The sequence below is a fragment of the Pseudomonas sp. HMWF006 genome (genome assembly GCF_003061205.1).
GTDB classification, from domain to species: Bacteria; Pseudomonadota; Gammaproteobacteria; order Pseudomonadales; family Pseudomonadaceae; genus Aquipseudomonas; species Aquipseudomonas monsensis.
In genome coordinates, this window is the sequence record NZ_QAIU01000134.1 from 13048 (window position 1) to 33687 (window position 20640).

The following is a 20640-nucleotide window of genomic DNA, read 5'->3' on the forward strand; positions in this document are numbered from 1 at the left end:
AAAGCCTCATACGCAGGTGGTGGCATAGTGATACTTTGGTAACCCCCAGCCCGAGTGATGGCTTGATAATAGGCGATTAAATGCAAGATAACTTCAACACCCAAAGCTCAGACGCGATGAATTTGTTGGCCCAGGCTGCTGCCCACTCAGCAGACTGCACCAGGGGATTGCTTGTCGGGGGGCTGCCAGGGAAGTGGGGGATTATCGCCAGTTACGGTGTGCACAAAGACCTAGTCGTCGAGGCTTCTACTGAAAGCTTTCTACGTGATGCGGTTTCTCAAAAAGGCTTGATCGCAATCAGTGAAGCCGCAGGACAGGTTATGCCTATCTTGTGTCACCGGCTTATGTACTTTCGAGATAGCTTTCTGATTGGCCTAGCCGTACGTGGGGTGGACAACAGTTTGTTGGGCGTGTTGCTGATCAGCAGTGCTAAGCCACAACAACGCTTGAGTGCGGCGCAAAAATACGCATTGAAAACTCATGGCGCTCTTTTTAGTCAGCTGATCGAATCCAAGGAAACCAAACCTGTTCCGGCTATAGATCCGTTGATCGAGCGCTTAAGGCTACTTGAGTCTGTGGTGGTCAATGCGAAAGACTCAATCCTGATCACTGAGGCCGAGCCCATAGATCAGCCCGGCCCGAGGATTGTTTACTGTAATCCCGCGTTCCTCACCATTACGGGTTTTAGCTTGTCAGACGTGATCGGGCTAACCCCACGTATTCTCCATTCAGAAGATACGAGCAGAGCAACTCTCGATTCAATTCGTGTCGCATTGTCTAAATGGGAGCCCATTGAGGTGGAGCTTATCAACGCTCGCAAAGACGGTAGCAAATTCTGGGTGCAACTGAGCATCGTGCCTGTCGCCAACGAGCAAGGATGGTTCACCCATTGGGTTTCCGTTCAGAGGGATATCAGCGAACGCAAGGACGCAGAATTGCTCGCACGTCAGGCTCAGGCAGATAGAGACGCGAAGGTTGCGCTGGAAACGCGGCTGCTGGAGAGGGCGCGCATTGAAGAGGAGCTTTCATATGCAGCCTTTCACGACGACCTGACCTCGTTGCACAACCGGGCTTATCTCATGTCTAGGTTGCTGATTATGTTCACTGCGAGCAAGCCTCACCATGTACCTGCGGCTACGGTACTGTTTCTAGACCTTGACCGATTTAAATTTGTTAACGACAGCCTTGGCCACAGCGCAGGTGATCATCTCCTGAAAGTCGTCGCACGGCGCCTTGAAAGCTGTATCCGGGGAGACGATATCTTCGCTCGCATTGGCGGCGACGAGTTTGCAATTCTACTGGCTGGGGATGAAAAGGCTCCTCGAGCCATCGAGCTCGCTCAACGCATCGTTAGTCAACTCAGCCAGCCAGTTGCGATTGATGGCCAGGATATTTTCACGTCCTGCAGCTTGGGCATTGTGACAACTGATGCCTCACACGAAACACCTGAAGATTTGCTCAGAGATGCTGATGTTGCGATGTACGCCGCGAAGAAGAAAGGTCGTGGCCGCTGGACGATATTTGATGCATCAATGCGAAAGGCTGCTATTGATGCACTAATGATGCAAAACGCGCTGAAGCAAGCTATTGCACGCGAAGAGTTTTCAGTTGTTTACCAGCCGATTTATAACGTCGAGACCGGTGAAATCAGTGGCGTCGAAGCTTTGGTCAGATGGCTACATCCAGAGCTGGGGCATGTGCCTCCAGACGTCTTCATCCCGGTAGCTGAAGATATCGGTGTAATTCATGAGTTGGGCCGTTGGGTCATGCAACAAGCTTGCACAGAATTACAGCGCTGGAAGTACGAATTTCCTTCGCTAAAATTGCATTTGAATGTGAACGTATCAGGCACTGAGCTCATTCGTCCTGGTTATGTGGATCAAGTCAGCAATGTGCTGTCGACCACGGGAGTTTTCGCGAACGAGCTTCAGATCGAGATTACGGAATCTGTTTTTCTTCACAAGCCGGAGATGACCGCAAGCGTGCTGGAGGCCGTTCGTGCGCTAGGGGTTCGCGTGGCGCTTGATGACTTCGGTACTGGCTATAGCTCCCTTGGATATATTGACCGCTACCCGTTCGACGCCATCAAAATCGACCGTTCCTTCGTTTCTAGAATGATGTCCTTCGACCGAAGTGATGCCATCATCAGAAGTATACTTTCCCTTGGCAGGACGTTGAACTTGGCTATCACAGCGGAAGGCGTTGAGACGCTCGCTCAGCTCCAACGATTGAGAGAAATGGATTGCCCATTCGTACAAGGGTATTTGCTCAGCCCTCCAGTACGAGCGGAAGAGTTATCTACATTGCTGAATTCGTGGAATGCGAGCTGCTAAGGTCGTTATGCCCCAGCGTGGTGAGTTTTAGAATGTTAGCTTCGCTGCTTTCAATCAGCGCGTATCAATCACGGTACCATTGGATCAACAGCGCTTCTGAAAAAGTGAAGTGCGGTCATTAGCAAACGGATTACGCACGTGGGAGGATGTAAGCCCACAGGGCGAAAGGCTCGGTGACTGCGAGGCTCTGTTCACGACAGCCGTCCTCGCAGGTGGCAGGGCGACCTTGCCCCTAGAGCGCCTTCAGGAGACGCTCAAGCGTCTTCAGACCGACGTCCGGTAAAGATCAAGAACGTATAACGAGTAAGGGCGACCAGGGTAAGCATGGAGAGGAAAGCTGGCGCGGCTCCAAATTTGATCCCAGCCTCCGTTAAGTGCAAGTTCGTGCTGAACGGTCGATTAACAGACTCACGAAGTTTGGAACTGCACTGGGCTACAGTCACGTGATCCACCATCCTATGAATATCTCGCCCAGGCGGGGCTTTTGGGCCTACAGTCTTGAGTGTCGCTAACTGCAAGGAATACAAATGAACGTGTTGCCTTCAACCTCTCCGCCAAAGTACGTCAGCCTGCTGGGTTATGGCGGTCTGTTGCCGTTTATTTTTCTGGCGCTGCTGATCCCGTTCTCTCTCGACTATCGGACGTTGTTTGATAATGCGCTTGTTAACTACGGCGCAGTCATCCTGAGCTTCGTTGGAGCCTTGCACTGGGGCTTCGCCATGACCGTGCAAGACATGAGTGCCAAGCAGCGCAGCGACCGGTTCATCTGGAGTGTCATTCCTGCGCTTATTGCTTGGATTGCCACGTTATTGCCAATGCCATTGGGTTGCTTGCTGTTGGTCATTGGCTTTGTTGTCCACCTCCGGCAGGACAGGCAGCTGCTGCGGGTTATGAGCTTGCCCGCTTGGTACATGCCGATGCGATTACGGCTTACCCTCGTGGCTAGCGTTTGCTTGCTGCTTGCCGCGCTCGTTGAGGCGCTTCATTCATGAAGTCTCGTGTGCCCGAGTCGTGGCCCGTATGCACGACTCACTTCCATCCAAGCACCGCGTCTGAATTAAGACGAGGCTGTTGGGCCTCTTGGCTCGTGGAAAGGTGACATGGTGTCGGTAGCAAGCGGAGCGCGCAGGCGGGAGGATGGAAGCCCACAGGGCCAAGACTCGGCAACGGCGAGGCTTGGTTCACGACAGCCGTCCTCGCAGAGGCCCGCTCGACATTGGCTTCCTAGAGCGCCTTCAGGAGACGCTCAAGCGTCTGATGTTCCCATGTGCTGAGCAACGCAATGGGATCTGTTCCAAATCTATCCCCCGCGTCAAACGACCATCGCCGTCCATCCGGACTGCCGCATTCTTCGCAGTAGTCGAGCGTGTCACAGTCGTTGTAGATCGATATCCGCCAACCCTCGACGCTCACCACGAAATGGCCCGCATAAATCTCATCCCAAGACGTCTTGCCTACCCTGGTCATCGACCGTCGCTCGAAGATGACCTCTTGCAATAATTGGCATACCTCTCTCGCTGAGATCTCCGCCGTAGTGTTTCCGCTAACGCAACCTACCTGGGATGAACGAGCTGCCGTTCTGGCCTCTTTCAGCCTTTGCTCAGCGTACATAGCCGGATCATCAACTGGCAGCGGATAGCCTGCAGCTGAGAGAGCTTCGGCGCGCTCTTCAATGAGCAAACGCTCGGGATCGCGAACTGCTTGGTAGGCTCTGCCTAGCACGCGCTGAGTTACGTCAATTAGCGGCTCCCCAGGACTCACTTTCCAGCCAGCGTCGTCTGGGTATTTGGTTAGCTTGTAGCCACAGCAGTTAGGCACGTGGTTGGTGATCTCATACTCGCGCCACTCGGTCATTGCCTGGCCATCGATTTTCAGCGGGTTGCGCTCGATCAGCCACGCTACGACATTGATAAGTTGCCCATGCGAAAACACTACGATGTCATGAGCAGGATGCTCTGCAAGTCGATCCAAGAAAGACTGAGCCCGAGATATAAAGTCCAGGAAAGACTCGGCACCTTCACCATCCGTGAATGCGGGGTCTGCTTTTGCCCAATATGCCTCGACCCAATCTCGTCTCTGGGCAATGGTCGTATTGGTACACCGTGCTGGTTCAAGGTAGGTGAACTCGTGAATGGGCCATATTTCGAACGACACGGAGGGGAAAGCAGCCACTGTCTGCATCGCCGTTGCTTGGGCTCGAGAGAACGGTGAGGCTACGATTAGATCCGGGGCCTGGGCGAATGCCCCAGCAACCAAGTGCGCTTGTTCGACACCCTTTGGCGTTAGCGGGATGCTCGCATGATCCGAACTGGCTTCTCCAGCGTTCGCGGCGCTTTCCCCGTGGCGAATCAGTCTGACGTACTTCATCGACCAAATACCCCCCCACTATTTCAGCCATCCGAACCTGCTCTCTACGTTATGGTCAACACCACAAGTGCTTATCCTTGCCCAAGGATACACCGTAGCCACGAGCACAAAAGACATCACGTAAAGAAAGAGTGATCGCGATAGCCTGGAGGTTTATGTATTCCAATACTTCTGAACGGTAGTCCGTGCAATTCCGAGTTTTTCAGCGATTTTTTTCCGGTCAAGGCCTTGCGCTTTCAAGGCTCGTATTGAGTCCGCATTGAAGGGCTGCTTAGGCTTTCCCTGGGAGCGCTTGATGAGCTTTCCATCACTAAATTGCTCCTCTACTAGCTGCCACCCTCCGGACATCTCGAATTCCCTGATTCGCAAGGCAGTACGTTGCAACGTTTCCGAAGGGAGTTCGTCACCCTGAGCCGCAATGGCGAGAGTGACTACCGTCAAAAGGTCGAGGCCCAAGTAGTCAGCGATCTCGTCCAGTTTCTCCAGCCTCGGCGTCGTCCTGGCCTGCTCAAGCTTCCCTAAATTCGTTCTGTGCGTCGCACCTGCCAGATCCTCGTAACTCAACCCTTGGTGTGCACGGGCTCCGCGTAATGCCCCCGCCAGCGCTTCCTTCAGATTCATGAGTCGGATCCTCAAAAGCGAGGATAGAGCCACGGCAAGCGTGTTCCGATAAACAGATCATGATGATATTATCGTGACATACGATCAGCTTGGGCCAGACATACGACCGCTAGGGGACGGCGTTAGCAGCAGTGGTCTGGTGACAGAGGAGAGACTCGGGCCTTGGTGAGCGGAGATCTCGCCACGCTGCGCAGCGATAACGTGTTGGAGGCGCAGGTCATCAGGTGGTTTGACGCAACCGCTTTGAGGATGAGGCGTTTTTTATTGAATGCAGGGATCCGGTACTAATGAAATTTGAGTGCGTAAAGTTTTCTGGAAAGGTTGATAACGTAAGCTTTGTCAGGCCCATGAGGGGCGGTTACAAAGTGACGCTAAAAATAGATGGGGAAGTTATTCCAAACCTGGTAGTACCTGGCAAACTTTATGAAGAGCTGGAAACTAACAAGAATGTAACTTTGTATGGTTTGTTCAAAAACAGTCGAAAAAAAGAAAAGAATGAAGGTGTTTTATACGGAATGAAACCCGAGGGTGGGGAAAGAATGTTCGCCACCAACATGAGGCTTGGAGTTCCAGCGATGCTTGCGTTCTATGCCTGTCTGGCGTTTTGTGTGATGTTCGTCGTCGGGTGGGCGGCTTCGCTTGCACTCGTAGTCGGGTTCAGCAGTGAATATAATCCCGGCGCAATGATGCATACCACTACGGTTTTCGCCTTTGTTGAGGCATCTTTAGCCGGTTTATTTTTTCTCTGGCGAGCCTGGGTGATTTTCAGTAAGACATCTAATCCTGAGGCTTGGGAAACGATTACGCCAGCCGTACTATCGAGTCGATTCAGTAAGTTTCACAAGTCATAACGCTCCAGCGTTTGACGACACGTGCGCCGTCTAACCTACCAGTTTTTTAAAATCTAAGCGCATGCTGAGACTCCGTGCGATGTGTTGAAGTAATCACCCTCAGAGCAGCGCAAGCGGAGCGCGCAGGCGTGCTGGATGAAAGCCCGCAGGGCCGAGACGTGGCTTGCCACGGCTCGGTTCACGCCAGCCATCCGCCGAAGGCGGCACGCCACAACCACCGCCGAGCCTTGTGAAAAGGAGGCTGAAATGACCTGCGATTTACTCCGCGAACGAGAGAGGACTAGACGAAGGATTCTGTGGGCGCTTGCCAGCTTCCATCCTGGTGATCCGAATGCCTCCGAACTCCTCACCATCCTTGATGACCTCGACGTCCAAGAGCGAAACGACACCACCTATAGCGATAAGCCACTCGATGAGGTTCGTAATTCTGTCTCGGTGATGCGTCATAACTCCGGAATCGACACCATCTTGGAGCGCGATATCCCGCAGCCCTGGCGAGAACGCTTTCTGCAAGCGAGCATCGGATCAACCAGAATTCCTGAAGGGCCTTACGCCACGGACTGGGATAAATTTCTGGTTGAATGGGAGCGTGAGATACAGCATCTGCAAACTCACCGAGTCGCACAGGCTGCTAACAGCTAGAACGGCTGGTTCGAGCGATGGCGGCGCAAACACAAGCAGTCGGTGTAGCCTGGTGAAGTCGAACCCTCAAAACAGGAGCTGCAGAGTGGAACGGCCTTCTTTTTTTATCGATTTCGAAGCCTCAGGGATAGCCCCGGATAGCTATCCTATCGAAGTCGCCATAGTGTCGAATGAGACCGTCTACAGCTCGCTGATTAAGCCCGCCCGCTATTGGACGCACTGGTCTTTCGATGCGCAAGACATGCATGGTCTCACCCAGGATCATTTGCTTCAGGAAGGTGATACCCCACACACCGTAGCGGAACGAATGAATCAGTTGTTTTCAGGGCAGGTGCTTTGCAGCGACTCACCTCAAGACGTATTTTGGTTCGACGTCCTTTATGAGGCAGCAGATCTGAGGCCTACCCGGTTCGGTAAAAACATGGTCATCCAGGCTAAGAACTATTCGGGCTCCGTAGGCAACGCGGCTGTGCAGCAGGCCATCTCTGCTAAAGCCTTCTACGGGTGTGACGAGGCGATGGTAGTCACGAACTCCTACTACACGAAATCAGCGAAGGAGTTGGCCAGCACGGCGGGCGTGCGGCTAATCGACCGTGATGGGCTTCAGACCTACCTTGATGACTATAACCAGAAGCTTATCGAGGTCTTCCAGGCCGAGGAAGAAAGCGCCTAGGCCTGTGCCCGTCAGCAGTCTAGATGGCAATCGCCAAGGCATCATAAGCGTACAGATCTGAGGGAGCACGCGACGTGTCAGGGGTACGACAGCACTTCATTCCGAGGTTTTTGCAGAAAGGGTTCAGGACTCCAGGTAATGGCAAAATTGTCCGGTGCTGGGTATACGAGCAGAATAAGCCCCCCAGATCTGCAAACATTCAAGATGTAGGGCTTGAAAGGTATTTCTATGCGATCAACAGTGAACCCGATCTGGACGATAAAATTTCGGACGCAGAGAGGGACGTTTACGCACCTCTAGTAGACAACCTACGTGCCGGCAACCTCAGTGCTGCGGTGGTCGAGAGTATTCCAGGATTGTTAGCTCACTTGGAAATCAGAAGCCGGCACGTGCGCCAGAATATGCAATCGATGGTTGATGAGTGTGCCACTGGCATTCTTGATCATCTCTCCGATCCTGCAAATCTCGGTGCATTGAGCAAAGAACATCTGAGACCAGGCTCCGCTATCTTTGACAAAACTTTGGCCGAGCAGGGCTTTAGTCAGCAGCAGATGCAAGCCTTGCTCGCTATGGATGAGTCAGCCCTCGAACGGATATTCGAGCCCCTAGTGGATATATTTGCCTCGCTAATGCCTGTTCATTTGAATCGTATCAAGACCTCAATACCCGAAATGATAAAGGGCAGCCATGTCCGCATACTCAATGAGTCTGTGTCGCCAGCTGCCCGTGCTCACCGTTTCAGCGCGCTCCACTATTCCGTTCACAAATTTGGGCCTGGCGATCTACCGCTGGGGGATTCCATCGTGCTATTTCATGTGCGGGGCGAGCGCTCCTTTAAACCATTTATGGATAAGGATGATGAGCTCGTTCACGTGGTTCTCCCGCTGGCGTCGGAAAAATATCTTGTAGGTACTACGAATACCTCACTGTCATCGCCTCTCCAGAACCTGCCGCTCGAAATCGCCAAGTGCTCGATGGGGTATTTCATCTGCGCCCACCAGAGTGAGCGTGCTGCCGATCTTCAGGCGCAGATAGGAAGCAATGCCAGCTGGCTTTCAGCAAGAGAAATGAGCACATTACTTGGTGAGGTGTTTTCAGCGTTGATGGGGCCGAAGCAAACTTGAAACTGAACAGTTAAAGCTAGGGTGCGAGGGATCATTTGGTGATGCCCCGTCGCAATCTAACCCTTATGACAGCGTCTTCAATAGCTGCTCAAGTGTCTGATGCTCCCACGTGCTGAGCAGAACGACCGGGTCAGTCCCGTACCCTGTAGGTCGCGATGTCGGATCGATAGGAGCAAGCGGAGCGCGGCGAGCAGGATGGAGCCCGACGGGCCGAGACGTGGGCTTTGCCAAGGCTCGGTTCACGACAGCCATTCCCCGCAGGGGCACGCACTAATCCGCCCCTGAGTGAACAGCTGTGTCAGGCACCCAACCAGTTGACACTTAGGATCGCTACCTCTTCACCAGATCTTTGTATCGTTCTCGTGAATCCAGGATCTGATCCCTGAGCTCTTCAGGATCAATCCTCATCCCGCCACGAGGAGTTGTCTGCAGCGATTGCAGGCTATTCACCGCGTTGATGAACTCTCGTTCTTCTGCCTGCACCCAGGCAGGACGTTTGTCTTTCCAAAATAGCCATGCCATCGGTTTTGCCCCATGTCTAGTTGGATGGAGGGGAACGGTAGACTACGTCTACTCGTTGATGAACCCTTTGCCGACATACTCCTTGTGAAACAGCTCAGCTCGCTCAACTGCATGCCTATGAGAGTCTGCAGGTATCTCGCCAGGCTCAGCAGGAAAATCGCTTGGCTGCATCGCTCGGAGGAGATACAGCTCCTCTAGATTCTGCTGGGCTTGCTTGGTGTACCTATCTTGAAGTGCCTCGGCGATTTCTTTAAAACCGGCGCTTGATGGGCCGTTGTCCCAGTACCACTGCTTCATATCTTTATAGATCTGAAGGTGGACACTGTCGAACCCTCCGCGATGCTCATCGATGTCGAAAGTGTACCTACAAGGATCGAGCTGATAGAGGATGAACTCTTGCAACCGATAGGCTGTTCCGTACATACCGTTCAAAAGGATGTCGCGGTGTTGTTCGTATGGTGACTGATGCATCACAGAGTTCTCCCTTAGCAAGGTCTCCCAGCTTGGAGAGACCTCTTATTTTCCTGCAAGCGCCTATGCCTTTTCTTTGAGGCAAGCGGAGCGCGCAGACGTAAGGATGGAAGCCCGGCAGGGCCGGGACAACGGCGAGCATCGCCGGGTCTGGTTCACGACAGCCGGCCCGGTAGGGCACGCAAAAGACAGACCTACATGCGAGCTCAGCATCCTGGATTTCAAACTGCATCTCTCCGAGGTTGTGGTGTGAAATGAAACCTACGGGGCTACAGGGGTCAAGGAAGAAAGGTCGATTATTCGAGATTTCCGACGAAAAATCAGTATGTTACGAGCATACCCTTAAGCGGAGGCTACCTTGTTAGGAGTGATCTGATCACTATAAAGGCCGTCTTCTCCCTGCGTGATTAATGCTGCTAATAGGGAGTGACTCACGTTGCCAGGCAAGCGGAGCGCGCAGACCTGGAAGGTCGGAGGGCATGAGGATGGAAGCCCGCAGGGCCAAGACCTGTCGTAGACATGGCTTGGTTAACGACAGCCGTCCCTGCAAGGGCATGCCACCACTACCGCAGCGTTGATGATTACCGAAAGGTGCGCTGATCAAATGATCGAGACACAACTCCCTGTGCGCAAAGATCATACGTTTTGCGCAATGCCACCTCGTCACTAGACGACACCCGGACATGGGTAAAGATCGTCGACAGAAAGCGTTTCCTTTCGCCGTTGCCGAGCTCAGACCAAATCCTTGGCTGACCTTGTGCATCAGGAATCGCCAACCGGTCGAGGAGATACTCTTCCAGGCTGTGAAGGCGTTGCTGGCCATCAATCAAGATTTCACTGTTTTCGGCTAATGCCCTGCTACCGATCACTGGCTCGTACCAGTCATTCGTGAGATAGCTCCCCAGATCCCCGCCCGACCATACTGCAGAGATGAAGCGAGACTTCTGACCAAGGTTCCAATCCAACCCACGCGCCCACGATGGAATGGGCATGCCCATAACGAATCGCGCAGCCCACGGAAACTGCTCACGAGCGGAGGAGGGGTCTACCAGATACTTTTCCCAGTTGCCCACTAAGACCTCGAGGGGATAATGACTGACGGTCGTGGGCAGAAGACGCTGCGGCATATGGATGTGCAGGTCTGATGTTCCGCCGTCGGCGTAGCGTTTAAAAATGGAAGTCATGGTTTTCCTGGGTAACTCAGGTTGGTCGAAGTATTCGGGTAAGTACGGGCGCATCGCCATGCATCCACCGTCGCAATGATCAAAAGATCTCGTTCGATGGATATGCCGATCTGGTCACTATCGACCAACGCTTGTGCATATCCCTCGGCATAGGCCGCCGATTTGTTGAATTCGGCTGTGCAGGTTGACGATTCGATATAGCTGATCAGCCGCTCCCATGTGCGCCGCTGGCGGTTGCCAAGAATGGTGCAGGGGAACGTTAAGGCGCCGCTCAGGCGCTGTGCGAAGTCATGTGTAAAGAGGGTCAAAGCCGTTGCTCAAAAAGGGTACTTACCCATCACAAACGGTTGGTTTCGAAAAACCTTGAGCCTTAAGCGATTTTTTTTGAAGAGATATAGGTTTGCTCAAGCGCAGCTGCTGGGGCTGATTTGTTGGAGGACTGTTACCTAGCTACAGTGTTTGAAAACCGATTTTTTACTCGGTGTATCTGGCTTGCAGTGCTTCGGCGATTTCTTTAAATCCGGCGCTTGATGGGCCGTTGTCCCAGAACCACTGCTTCATGTCCTGATAGATCTGAAGGTGAACACTGTCGAACCCTCCGCGATGCTCATCGATGTCGAAAGTGTACCTACAAGGATCGAGCTGACAGAGGACGAACTCTTGCAACCGATTGGCTGTTCCATACATGCCGTTGAGTAGGATTTCGCGATGTATTACGTATGGAGACTGCTGCTGCATCGGTGCCTCTCTTTGAGGTGTGTTCGCGAGTGTTTGATGAGGCTTTTGATTTGTCGTACCACTGGCAAGCGGAGCGCGCAGACGCGAGGATGGAAGCCCGGTAGTGCCAGGACGGCAAAGCGTTGCTTGGCTGCCTTGGTCATTACCTCAAGGTTGGCGTCTTTCCACTGGAGAGCGCTCAACACCGTTCTCAAATGTGGCGATGCTTCGACCAGTCCTATTGCAGTTCGACGAAACTTCTAAGGCATCTTCCATTTTTGAGGCGGGCAGATGTAACACTCCAACATTGAAGTGCTGGAGTGACCGACCATGGAATCTACATGCTCCAGTACGTGCGGGCAGATTCCGGTGGGCATTACTGCTTCAGAGGAGAAAGACTGACGGATATCAATATGATACTGATGAGATGATGGGTCATCGCCGCTAGATATTTCCTCTGCGCAGTCATGGAGAACGGGTGTTTCATACCGCTCAATCCCCAGTCTATTCGACTCAAGCACTTCCTTGACTGCAGACCAGAACAAGTATTCGGAACGGCCAGAATAGACTTCATGTTCACACGAAAAATCCACCTCCAGCCGTCGATTGAGTTCCAGTTCTTTGATCGGTTCCCACAAGGCTTCGATGGCTGGGAAGGTGGCGCCCTCCACCTCGTCACTCAAGAAGATACGAAGTACGCCTTTGTGGACAGCAACCAGTTTCACTCCAGACATTGCGCCCTGGATGTGAGCCTGTTCGAGAGTCTCAATGGCGAATCTCTCCTCTAACGGTTGGTTATAAAGAACGGCGAAGCGCTGCTTGCCGGCAGATACCAGCAGATCAAGATTGGGTGTTTTCCACTGAAGAGCGCTGAGCACGACGTAGTGGAAAGTATCATCGAGAGCTACGGGAGCGCATTCCGGGTGGAACAAGGTTGAAAATCTCATGGACTTATCTCCTAGGTAGTAGCGGAACTGAAGACCAAGGGGGTGAAGTGGTCAAGAAATAACAGAGGTGTCTACAAGTTTTGCGACGGATGAACAGTATAGTGAAAGTATACCCATGCCCCTTCATTGCACTATTTGATAGCGATATAAGCCTATGAAGAGCGTTTGATATATATACCTTTCGTTTGTCATTGTAAGTCGTGCGCTTTAGCTTGTCGGATGGGAAAAATTGGAGACTGAATGTAAGTGTGTAAGGGCCGCATGAGGATGTCTTGGGTGAGTAAGCGCCGACCAAAGAGGTGGGGGGGCTACCAAGCCATTGATATAGATAGAAAAGCTAGACGATCTATTGGCGCGGAAATATGGGGTCGTAATTATGAGAGCGTATTGCTATTTAGGGGTATTGTTGGTTTGGTGGAAGGATCATTGACAAAGATTTATACGTATTGTTGATTTGTTTGTGCTTGTGATGTATTTGATTTTATTTTGGTGTTATGTGTATGAGTCAATAAGTGCATAATTATTTTTTGGTGTGAGAAGTTTATTTTTTTTTGTGCGTGGTTACTTGCCTGAAGTGCTTGGGTGGTCTATTTTTTATGCACTACAAGGGTACAAAAACACTCTCATCAAAAACCTCTAATTAAGAGGCGAAGGCCGCTTGTCCTAAAAAAAGGAGCTCATATGGCGCAGCGAACTGATGTCGAACAGCCCAATCGCGTCGTACATTATTTTCGAGACGTCGATCTCACTAGCGGCTCACGGCCCGATTTCATACCGGAAAGTTTCGCTCTTAACTGTTGGGCTGAAGATTGCTGGCCTGGACGGTTCCTATTGAGGGTCGCTATTCGCTTCCATCACATCTGGGCCACCTTCGGCGTCAGGAATGGGCATGCGACGATTCAGGGAAGCCATCCTGCTGTTTGTTTTTCAGGTTTTAGCGTCTCTGATTTAGTCGCTGTTCGAGATGGCTTGGCAGCGGCTAGCGGTGCTGTCACCCAGTACGCGATCACTTTCCCTACGCCTTTAGCGGAGCAAGCTGGCGCAACGAAGGTAGTTCGGGGTGAAAACCTGCGAGCGATGCTTCAAGCAAGTCACCCGTCGGAGCCTGTGACCCAGGAAGAGATTTGGCGCAATCAGTACCGCTATCTGGATGGTCAGCTTGATATCTTCGGTAGTCAGACGGCGGAGTTGGAATGGCGCTGGCCTTATACCCGGAATTATCGCCGCGCCATCGAAAAAATTGAGCGAGAAGGGCACCTTGGAGAAAAGCTGCCGGGGCTAGATCTGACCCAAAAGAAGTGGTCACAAGTCGGTGTGGTAGTAGCCACCGAGGCTGATGCCTTGAGGCTTCAGTACGACATCTTGTCCCTTATCGACCAGCGGCTTGTATCGGTAGATCACTTTGACCATCTCCTGGTATGTGAGCGATTGCCGGCTGAGCTGGACGGGCTCACTGCGCTAGAGCAGGAAGCTTCGATGAGAGCGGCGTGCTTTGACTTCAAATCTTGCATGACGGTTTCCGATGAAGCTGCTGCCATAGCTGTGGCAGATTTCACGGAGCGCGTTTCCGCTCTGGAGGCTTCATCCTTGAAAAAGGAGACCCAAGAACGTGGCGGCTGCTGGGTTTACTTCGAGGATAACTCCCACCCCTATGTGCGAGCGCTCTTGAAGGGGGGGCGCGTGGTTGTGAACAAGTCTGGTCGGTATCTGGGTACGTTGAACGAACTTGGCCGTGGGCGCGATCTGCGCGAGCGGCAACTGATCGTCAAAACGCTATGCAAGCAACTGGAGCAAGAGCATGGCGTGGCTTGCTCTTATTTCAGCGTGCGCGATTCCTGGCTCCCCGATGATCTTCCAAGCTATTGCGGTCACCCATGGAGTGGATTTTTCCGCATTACATCCGAATCTGACGAAGACAATGCCGCCAGCTAGCGATTCAAGCACGAGTTATTCGTGCTGTCTGTGTGGTTTTCTGAAAAGCGTGCGCTCTTTTTCTTCAGAAGTATTTCTTCGGCGGTGATGAGATTTGGTCTCGTGCAGTCTGTCATGACGGGAGTTAGATGTATGTACAAGTTCAATCTCGTTGCATCCGTCTATAAAGGGCGTAGCTGTCCCAAGCTGATTTGCATAGATGAGACGGGACGCGGAGTTGAATTTATCCCGTTTCGGACATTTCTCACGGAAATGATCGATGCCAGTATGTCACCTAATTCCGTAAAAAAATATCTCTACTGTTTGGTTGGTTTCTTACGTTATCTGTTTGCAGGGTTTGATCTCGCGGGCGTTGTGTCGGCATCTGTAGCTAACCAATTGTGCAACGGCTATTACTCGTACCTGGTTCATGGGGACAAGTCCGCTGATGAGCTCGTTAAAAATATCAGTATTGAGTGCCCTCGTCGTGGTGTGTCGTCAAGGACAGCCAGGAACTATCATGTGGTTGTGACGCAGTTTCTGTGTCTCAATAATCTATTTCTTTTTGACCTGCGTAATAGCTCTGCGTCAAAGCTTGAGATGGATTTATCTATCAATTTACTTGCGGCATTACAGGAGTTTTCAAGTCGTATATTGTTAATTGGTAGGATAAGTCTGTGGGGCACAGGTAGGAAAAATGTCGGTAGATCGCAGAGGCTATATCGCGACATCCCGAGGAATAATCCACAGGTTCAGATAATTGATCAGTCAAAGTTTTTCCCATTGGAGCTTATTTCAAGCTTAGTCGAGCGCGCCACATGTTACAGGGACGCAGCAATTTGGTGCCTTTTGGCTGCTACAGGCTTGCGGATATCCGAAGTGTTGCAGTTGCTTTGGGAGGATATAGATTTCTCTGAAGCTAAAGTGTATGCAGTAAATCCTAAAGAGCGCGAAGAAATAAAGCTTTCTTATATTGGATTGGGTGAAATAGAAATAAATAGGTTGAGCTGGAAAGGGCGGCGTACGAAGTTCACATTTTTGATTGAGCCCTATGCAAAGATGTTTTTTGAAGCGCTTTCTCTTTATATGAAGTATGAGTACGACGCTAAGGCTAGACACAATTTTATATTTCAAGGCGCGGATGCTAAGCCTCTTCGTTTTTGTGATTATAAATTCAATGTGATCCGGCCCTTTCAAGTTGCTGCTACAGAAGTGTTGGGGGAAGACTTTATTAAGCCTTATAAAATGAAGCTTCATAGCCTGAGACATAGTTTTTGCGTGTTCCTTAAAAATTTTATATTACACACAGAAGGCATGGGACTTTCGGATAGTGAGATAATTCTCCTAACCGGGCATGCTTCGGTTGAAAGCGTTCAAACATACGCAATCATAGATAAGGTGAAGATCGAAGAAAAGCTCGCGCTGGCGTTCAGTATGAGAGATAACCGGCACAAAAAGAGCTTTAATGAGCTCATGCTCATCTATCATATGGATCGGGCTAAAACATTCAAGAAAATGGTTGAGGGGGAATTGAAAGCTCAAGAGGCCAAGGCTGCATGATTAATATTTCTCTTGAACTAATATTTCTCAAAGAAAAACGCGAGCTTGATATTGCTTTACATGATGCGGTTAAAGTTTTGCGGCAGCTTTCGGAGATCAGGAAAACACAAGCTGATATCTGGGGGTTCTGGAAGGTTTTCGAAGTTTGTGGCTACGCTAATTATGATTCAAAAGAACTACTAATTCATATGAATAGTTTCTGTCTGGAGGCTTATCGGCGCTCTGGACGTAATAGTCAGCGAGATTTTGAAAAATTTATCGGGATTGGTAGCTTCGGAGAAAAAAATCTTCGAAATACGTTTCGTACAGGCTGCCGCATAATACTGATGTTGATGTACAAAGCTGAGTGTGTATTGTTGCCGTACAAATTTTCAAGGCCTAAGGGCACATGGATGGATGATCCAGAGAATGGAGTGAATTGCTATACTCCTTTGATGCGGTCTGTTCAGCTTGAAAATCTCTATAACTCTCCTCAGTCAAAGGCTCGTGATAATCAGAACTTTGCAGAGAGAAAAGCGAAGCGCCTAGCGGATATGTCAACTAAAGTTTTGTTCGCATCTAATTGGTTTTCGCCAGCAGATATTAATTTGGACGATTGCGTAGCATGGCAGTATGCACGCAAAACTAAGCTTTCCCCCAATGGACGCTTTGAGATATCACCGATCCCGTTTGCTCAGTTATTTGCCCATATCAATTCTGTTTTTCCCGGTCAGCTTTCGGAAGATATATCGGAGGCTTCAGTCTTGTTTCGGGCTGGCAGAAGCGCGCGCAGGCAGCGAATAGCTGACAAAGGTATTGTAGAAAAGCTGTTTAGTCCTTTTCTAACTGCAGATGGTGTGCTGCAGACTGTTAAAGAACAGCGTAGTACATGCCATATGACTTTGTTCGGGCCTGCGGAAATTCAGTGCTTTCAGCTTGGAGAGCTTCTGCGAAAAAACAATATCCATTGCTCAAATGAAATAACTCTATGGCTGGAGCTCGAGGCCGACTTCCTAGAGCAGCATGGGTATGAAGCAGCAGATGCTTGGGGCTCTATATTTGGAAGGTTTAATTTTTACCTTTTTTTGTATTTGTCACCTTGGTTTCGCGATAATCCATGCACTAAATTGGTTTATCCTGCCACACCGAATAATTTTGAAGGTCGCATATTCTACAAGGCTCGAGGTGAAGCGAACTCAGAAAGGCCATTCACCTTTCTAGAGTTTTCAAAATCTTTAGGTTTTTCGGTAGCAAAGCCTGTGACTAGCAAGCTTAAAGCGTTTTTTGAATGGATAATTATTTACGCCAATAACAGATTTGGGTGCGATAGCGTTGTGCAGCCTGTTTTTTTTCAAGAGAAAGAACAGAAGAAAAAACGCTCGGTGAAAAATATACATGAGGACGAATTGCTCAGCTTGCACTCTGAGTTTTTGTTATCACTCATGAGTTTGACGCAGCATATCAATCAAGATGTGAATTTGTATGTACGGTCTGTGGAGGCAGCTAGGTACAATAAGGATTATTTGAATTTTTCAGAGTTGGGTTATGTCCCCTTTGTGTATGTCGATAAGTGCGCTATACCGATAGCTGAAATAGACTGTCGCTGTCTATTGTTTGTACTCCATAACGGCCGCAGCTATTTCAATCCTGCATCATTTATATTTCCCTTTGTTCTTTCCCAAGGTGGGATGAGGGGGCAGAATTTACAGTGGCTTGATTGTAAAACATATGATTATTTTGCGCGTCGGAATGTTGACGAGATCTATGGGGTGGATGTTTTATATGTTAATACTGATAAAATTTATGAGCAACCATTCACCGTTATTTGTCGAAATATAGTCATCGCCTCATTAGATGTCCAGAATGCTTGGCGTAAACAAATGGTCAAGGATGGTGTATCAGCTTTTGATCGGGCAGTGTTTTATGAAGGTAGGCCGTTAAGTAAGTGGGGAGAAATTAATTGTCTTTTTGCTCACGATCCTAGTTCAGGTAATCCAATATCCGATGGGCAATATGAACGTATTCATCGCTTTCAAGCGTTGAGTTTTCAAAAATGGATACACGGCTTTTACGGTGGACGACCTCAATTCATAGCTTTGATTCCAACGCCGCCTTTAGGTAATTCAAAGCATTTCTATGATTGGGATGAGTGGATGTCGATGTCCCTCCCTCGCGAGGTAGGTGTAGCGCAAGAGCGTATCTCTCAAGATGATGCTCCATTCTCGCCAGTTTCATTTCGGATCAAAGTGACGGCGCATGGAGCTCGTGCTTCTCATTTGACCGATCTCCTTAAGTATGAGAGTGCTGAAATAGTTGCTAGATCTACTGGGCAGACGGCTTCGGCTGCTTCATATTACAACCGTGGTGAGCACTGTTTGATTCAGAGAATGGCTGGTGCATTCAATCATAAGGATGAGCCAAAGACGTCCATCATTAAACATCTTGATACCTCTGAAAATGATCTTGTTAAGGAATTGTTTGCATCAATAAAGTCAGGCCTGCTTCCTGACTTCATCGTTAAGTATGGTCTTACTAAATTATATAGAGCGGGCGGTGAGCATGGTAGTGCTGGTTCACAGGTAATAGCTTCAGATCTACCTCCTACAGTTATGACATGTTCAACGCATTTGTGCCCGTACGGGTTCGATTGTCCTGAAAAAATCGTTGCATTACTTGGCGGTTATGCAAGATGCTCGATTTGCCCGGAAGCAATTTTTGCCACACACTTCATTTATGCCGTTTCTGCGAAACGGCATCAACTGGCGGAAGAGCTGGCAGACTTACAGCTTAAGATCAGACACGCCCGTACTGTAAATAATATCAATAAGTCAGATGCTCAGCTTCTCCAGTCTAAACTCAATAGAGCGGCGGAGGATCTAATGGGCTGGTATCTAATTGAACGGTCGTTGGACGTAATGCTGGTGAAAGGTGAGAATAATAGTGTCGCTCCTAAATACTTGACTGTAAATTCAGATAGTAATTTATCTCATGCTAATAGCGAATCAACAATTGTAGCGTCAGACTCTGTAAGTAAGTTTTTATTGCGAGTTGAACAAGTATACGATTTTCCGCAATTCTCATCTCCAGGCTTCACTGACAAGATGAACAGGTGTGTGCGTCTGATTTTGGCGGAAAAAGGTGAGCTGTATGAAGCGATTATGCTTCCTAGTGATGCGCAGCCTCAGATTCATTTAATGGCTACTATTCGACAGCTGATTGAAGCAGGTGCAGTTGATATAGGGCGATTAATTGAATTCGTAAATATGACTTCTGAGGAATGGGGTAAATATCTGGTGAATGGAAGGGCATCATTACCTGGAGTCAAGGTGCTAGATGAATTACTCAAAAAATAATCCATTCAAGGCTTTTCAGCAGAACAGCGTAGAGCAGACAATGCTTTTGTTGCTTGCCGCGCTCGAAGAGTGTGTAGAGGTTAGCGCGTCTCCAGAATGCGTAACTCATTTGGCGAAACAGGCTGCGAGGATTATGACTCATCAACGGCGGCTTGCCTTCGCGCAATTAGTTGCTGGTGCCAATCTATCAGAAGTGAAACCAATTAAAGCTGTGTCGCATTCAAATCTACTTAAGACTGAAAGGTACCGAGTGCTTTTAGATGAGTGGATGGTGAAGCACACAAATGTTATAGAGGCAGCGCAGCAGCAAGCATTGGTGAGAGAGCGTAAACTGAGGATTAAGCTATTAGATGTCAGTAATATTAATAGGTATTTAGAGAATGAGCTAAAAATACTCGAAGCCAACGCCGAGGAAGACCAGGCAGGAACAGTTGACTCGGCAGCGATGGTTGTTGACGAGTTGGAGTCGGCTTATCGCACAATTGATAGTCTGATCAATGAATTCGAATCATTTATCGCAGTGGAGGAAGGGGCACTCATAGTAAACAACTCTATAGGATCAAAACTCGTTGATAGCGCGGATTTTTATGGTTACCTATGTTGGAAGCAAGCAGCCATCACTGGTCGGCGATTGAAGCGCTAGCGGCGACGTAGGTGCAGGTGATACTCACTGCGGGGTAAAGTCACAGTGAATTTTTGTCCTCAATTCATAAAAACTGGACAGAATGCACCCAGCCTTCCTCTGATTAACTCCTGCTCATGAAAATGGATGCGGGATAATCCCGCCATTCTGGCCTCGTTTCCTCATCTACCTACTCAAGCCGGCCAATATACTTGGGCGATTCCACATGGCCACTCAAACCAAGTGCTGAAGCGGGCTTGACGTCCTCCCCCCCTAAACCTTTCGAAGACTCTCTTTTATTCAGCTTAAATGGCTTAGCTTGCACGGCTTAAAGAGAAGTCTGGGCACTTATTATAAATATTCTCCTTGCGTCGGTTTATCTCATTGATTATTATGAATAAATATTATATCGAATTTATGATTCCAGGTCGGTTCACCCAGATAAGGGTTCGAACCTGCCCTGGGACACCATATTTCACTGGCTTAACTTCCAGCTTGGTTACATCGGGTCGTTCTCCATAGCGGCTTTCCGGTTTCTGCTCTGTCACTCTCCTTGGTAATGGTAAAAAGATTGCGCGGGCCTGATCCTAGCGGTCCTTCGTCCTTCTTGTTGCATCTTCAATTGGATAGTGATTCGGCGTGATCAGGCGTCTTGTCGCTTCCTTCATCGGAATGCTCGAAAAACCCGAAATCGCGGTTCGGAGAGGGCTGTAAAACCTGTACTCTTGTCGGTTTTGAAGGGTTGGCCCGTTAACGGGGGGAC

The 20640-nt window shown here is 49.7% G+C and carries 15 protein-coding genes and 2 pseudogenes; 10 read left to right on the forward strand and 7 right to left on the reverse strand.

From position 1 onward, the window contains the following. The first annotated feature begins 80 nt into the window (after positions 1 to 80). The gene (locus DBR24_RS05255; RefSeq protein ID WP_128614112.1) at positions 81 to 2333 is read left to right on the forward strand and encodes a GGDEF domain-containing phosphodiesterase; all 2253 of its coding nucleotides are present in this window, start codon (positions 81 to 83) and stop codon (positions 2331 to 2333) included. A gap of 527 nt (positions 2334 to 2860) precedes the next feature. Further along, on the forward strand, positions 2861 to 3325 hold the full coding sequence (locus tag DBR24_RS05260) for a DUF3429 domain-containing protein (protein WP_128614113.1): 465 nt from the start codon (positions 2861 to 2863) through the stop codon (positions 3323 to 3325). A 766-nt stretch (positions 3326 to 4091) separates the two neighbouring features. Here the strand turns inward: DBR24_RS05260 and DBR24_RS31505 are convergent. Then, positions 4092 to 4700: pseudogene (locus DBR24_RS31505) on the reverse strand (histidine phosphatase family protein); the annotation flags it as partial. 153 nt (positions 4701 to 4853) lie between these two features. Then, positions 4854 to 5321 (reverse strand): helix-turn-helix domain-containing protein, encoded by a 468-nt coding sequence (locus DBR24_RS05270; protein WP_128614115.1) that lies wholly within the window; start codon positions 5319 to 5321, stop codon positions 4854 to 4856. 287 nt (positions 5322 to 5608) lie between these two features. On the opposite strand from DBR24_RS05270, the gene DBR24_RS05275 reads away from it, so the two are divergent. The 4 genes and pseudogenes from DBR24_RS05275 to DBR24_RS05290 all read left to right on the forward strand — a co-directional run bounded on the left by DBR24_RS05275 (position 5609) and on the right by DBR24_RS05290 (position 8611). Beyond that, positions 5609 to 6172 carry a hypothetical protein gene (locus DBR24_RS05275; protein WP_128614116.1) on the forward strand — a complete coding sequence of 188 codons (564 nt, stop codon included), beginning with the start codon at positions 5609 to 5611 and terminating at the stop codon, positions 6170 to 6172. A 246-nt stretch (positions 6173 to 6418) separates the two neighbouring features. Further along, the gene (locus DBR24_RS05280) at positions 6419 to 6814 is read left to right on the forward strand and encodes a hypothetical protein (RefSeq protein WP_128614117.1); all 396 of its coding nucleotides are present in this window, start codon (positions 6419 to 6421) and stop codon (positions 6812 to 6814) included. A 382-nt stretch (positions 6815 to 7196) separates the two neighbouring features. Next, positions 7197 to 7487, forward strand: a pseudogene (locus tag DBR24_RS05285) (restriction endonuclease); the annotation flags it as partial. Positions 7488 to 7561: 74 nt separating this feature from the next. Then, positions 7562 to 8611, forward strand: coding sequence for a DUF4238 domain-containing protein (locus DBR24_RS05290; RefSeq protein ID WP_128614118.1), 1050 nt, complete (start codon positions 7562 to 7564; stop codon positions 8609 to 8611). 570 nt (positions 8612 to 9181) lie between these two features. On the opposite strand, the gene DBR24_RS05305 is transcribed toward DBR24_RS05290, so the two are convergent. The 5 genes from DBR24_RS05305 to DBR24_RS05325 all read right to left on the reverse strand — a co-directional run bounded on the left by DBR24_RS05305 (position 9182) and on the right by DBR24_RS05325 (position 12452). Beyond that, the gene (locus DBR24_RS05305; RefSeq protein WP_177490446.1) at positions 9182 to 9604 is read right to left on the reverse strand and encodes a hypothetical protein; all 423 of its coding nucleotides are present in this window, start codon (positions 9602 to 9604) and stop codon (positions 9182 to 9184) included. 581 nt (positions 9605 to 10185) lie between these two features. Beyond that, the gene (locus tag DBR24_RS05310; protein ID WP_128614122.1) at positions 10186 to 10788 is read right to left on the reverse strand and encodes a DUF262 domain-containing protein; all 603 of its coding nucleotides are present in this window, start codon (positions 10786 to 10788) and stop codon (positions 10186 to 10188) included. After that, positions 10785 to 11096: a hypothetical protein gene (locus DBR24_RS05315; RefSeq protein ID WP_128614123.1), complete on the reverse strand. Its 312-nt coding sequence runs from the start codon at positions 11094 to 11096 to the stop codon at positions 10785 to 10787. The genes DBR24_RS05310 and DBR24_RS05315 overlap by 4 nt, the downstream gene beginning before the upstream one ends. Positions 11097 to 11262: 166 nt before the next feature. Continuing rightward, positions 11263 to 11526 (reverse strand): hypothetical protein, encoded by a 264-nt coding sequence (locus tag DBR24_RS05320; RefSeq protein ID WP_128614124.1) that lies wholly within the window; start codon positions 11524 to 11526, stop codon positions 11263 to 11265. A gap of 239 nt (positions 11527 to 11765) precedes the next feature. Beyond that, the gene (locus DBR24_RS05325) at positions 11766 to 12452 is read right to left on the reverse strand and encodes a hypothetical protein (RefSeq protein ID WP_128614125.1); all 687 of its coding nucleotides are present in this window, start codon (positions 12450 to 12452) and stop codon (positions 11766 to 11768) included. Positions 12453 to 13133: 681 nt separating this feature from the next. On the opposite strand from DBR24_RS05325, the gene DBR24_RS05330 reads away from it, so the two are divergent. From DBR24_RS05330 to DBR24_RS05345, 4 genes are all read left to right on the forward strand, one after another. Then, positions 13134 to 14384, forward strand: coding sequence for a DUF4427 domain-containing protein (locus tag DBR24_RS05330; protein ID WP_128614126.1), 1251 nt, complete (start codon positions 13134 to 13136; stop codon positions 14382 to 14384). A 132-nt stretch (positions 14385 to 14516) separates the two neighbouring features. Further along, complete coding sequence (locus DBR24_RS05335) at positions 14517 to 15923, forward strand: tyrosine-type recombinase/integrase (protein ID WP_158277022.1); 1407 nt, start codon at positions 14517 to 14519, stop codon at positions 15921 to 15923. Further along, positions 15920 to 19255 (forward strand): hypothetical protein, encoded by a 3336-nt coding sequence (locus tag DBR24_RS05340; protein WP_128614128.1) that lies wholly within the window; start codon positions 15920 to 15922, stop codon positions 19253 to 19255. The genes DBR24_RS05335 and DBR24_RS05340 overlap by 4 nt, the downstream gene beginning before the upstream one ends. Continuing rightward, on the forward strand, positions 19236 to 19898 hold the full coding sequence (locus tag DBR24_RS05345; protein ID WP_128614129.1) for a hypothetical protein: 663 nt from the start codon (positions 19236 to 19238) through the stop codon (positions 19896 to 19898). Before DBR24_RS05340 ends, DBR24_RS05345 begins: the two co-directional genes overlap by 20 nt. The last annotated feature ends 742 nt before the right edge of the window (positions 19899 to 20640 follow it).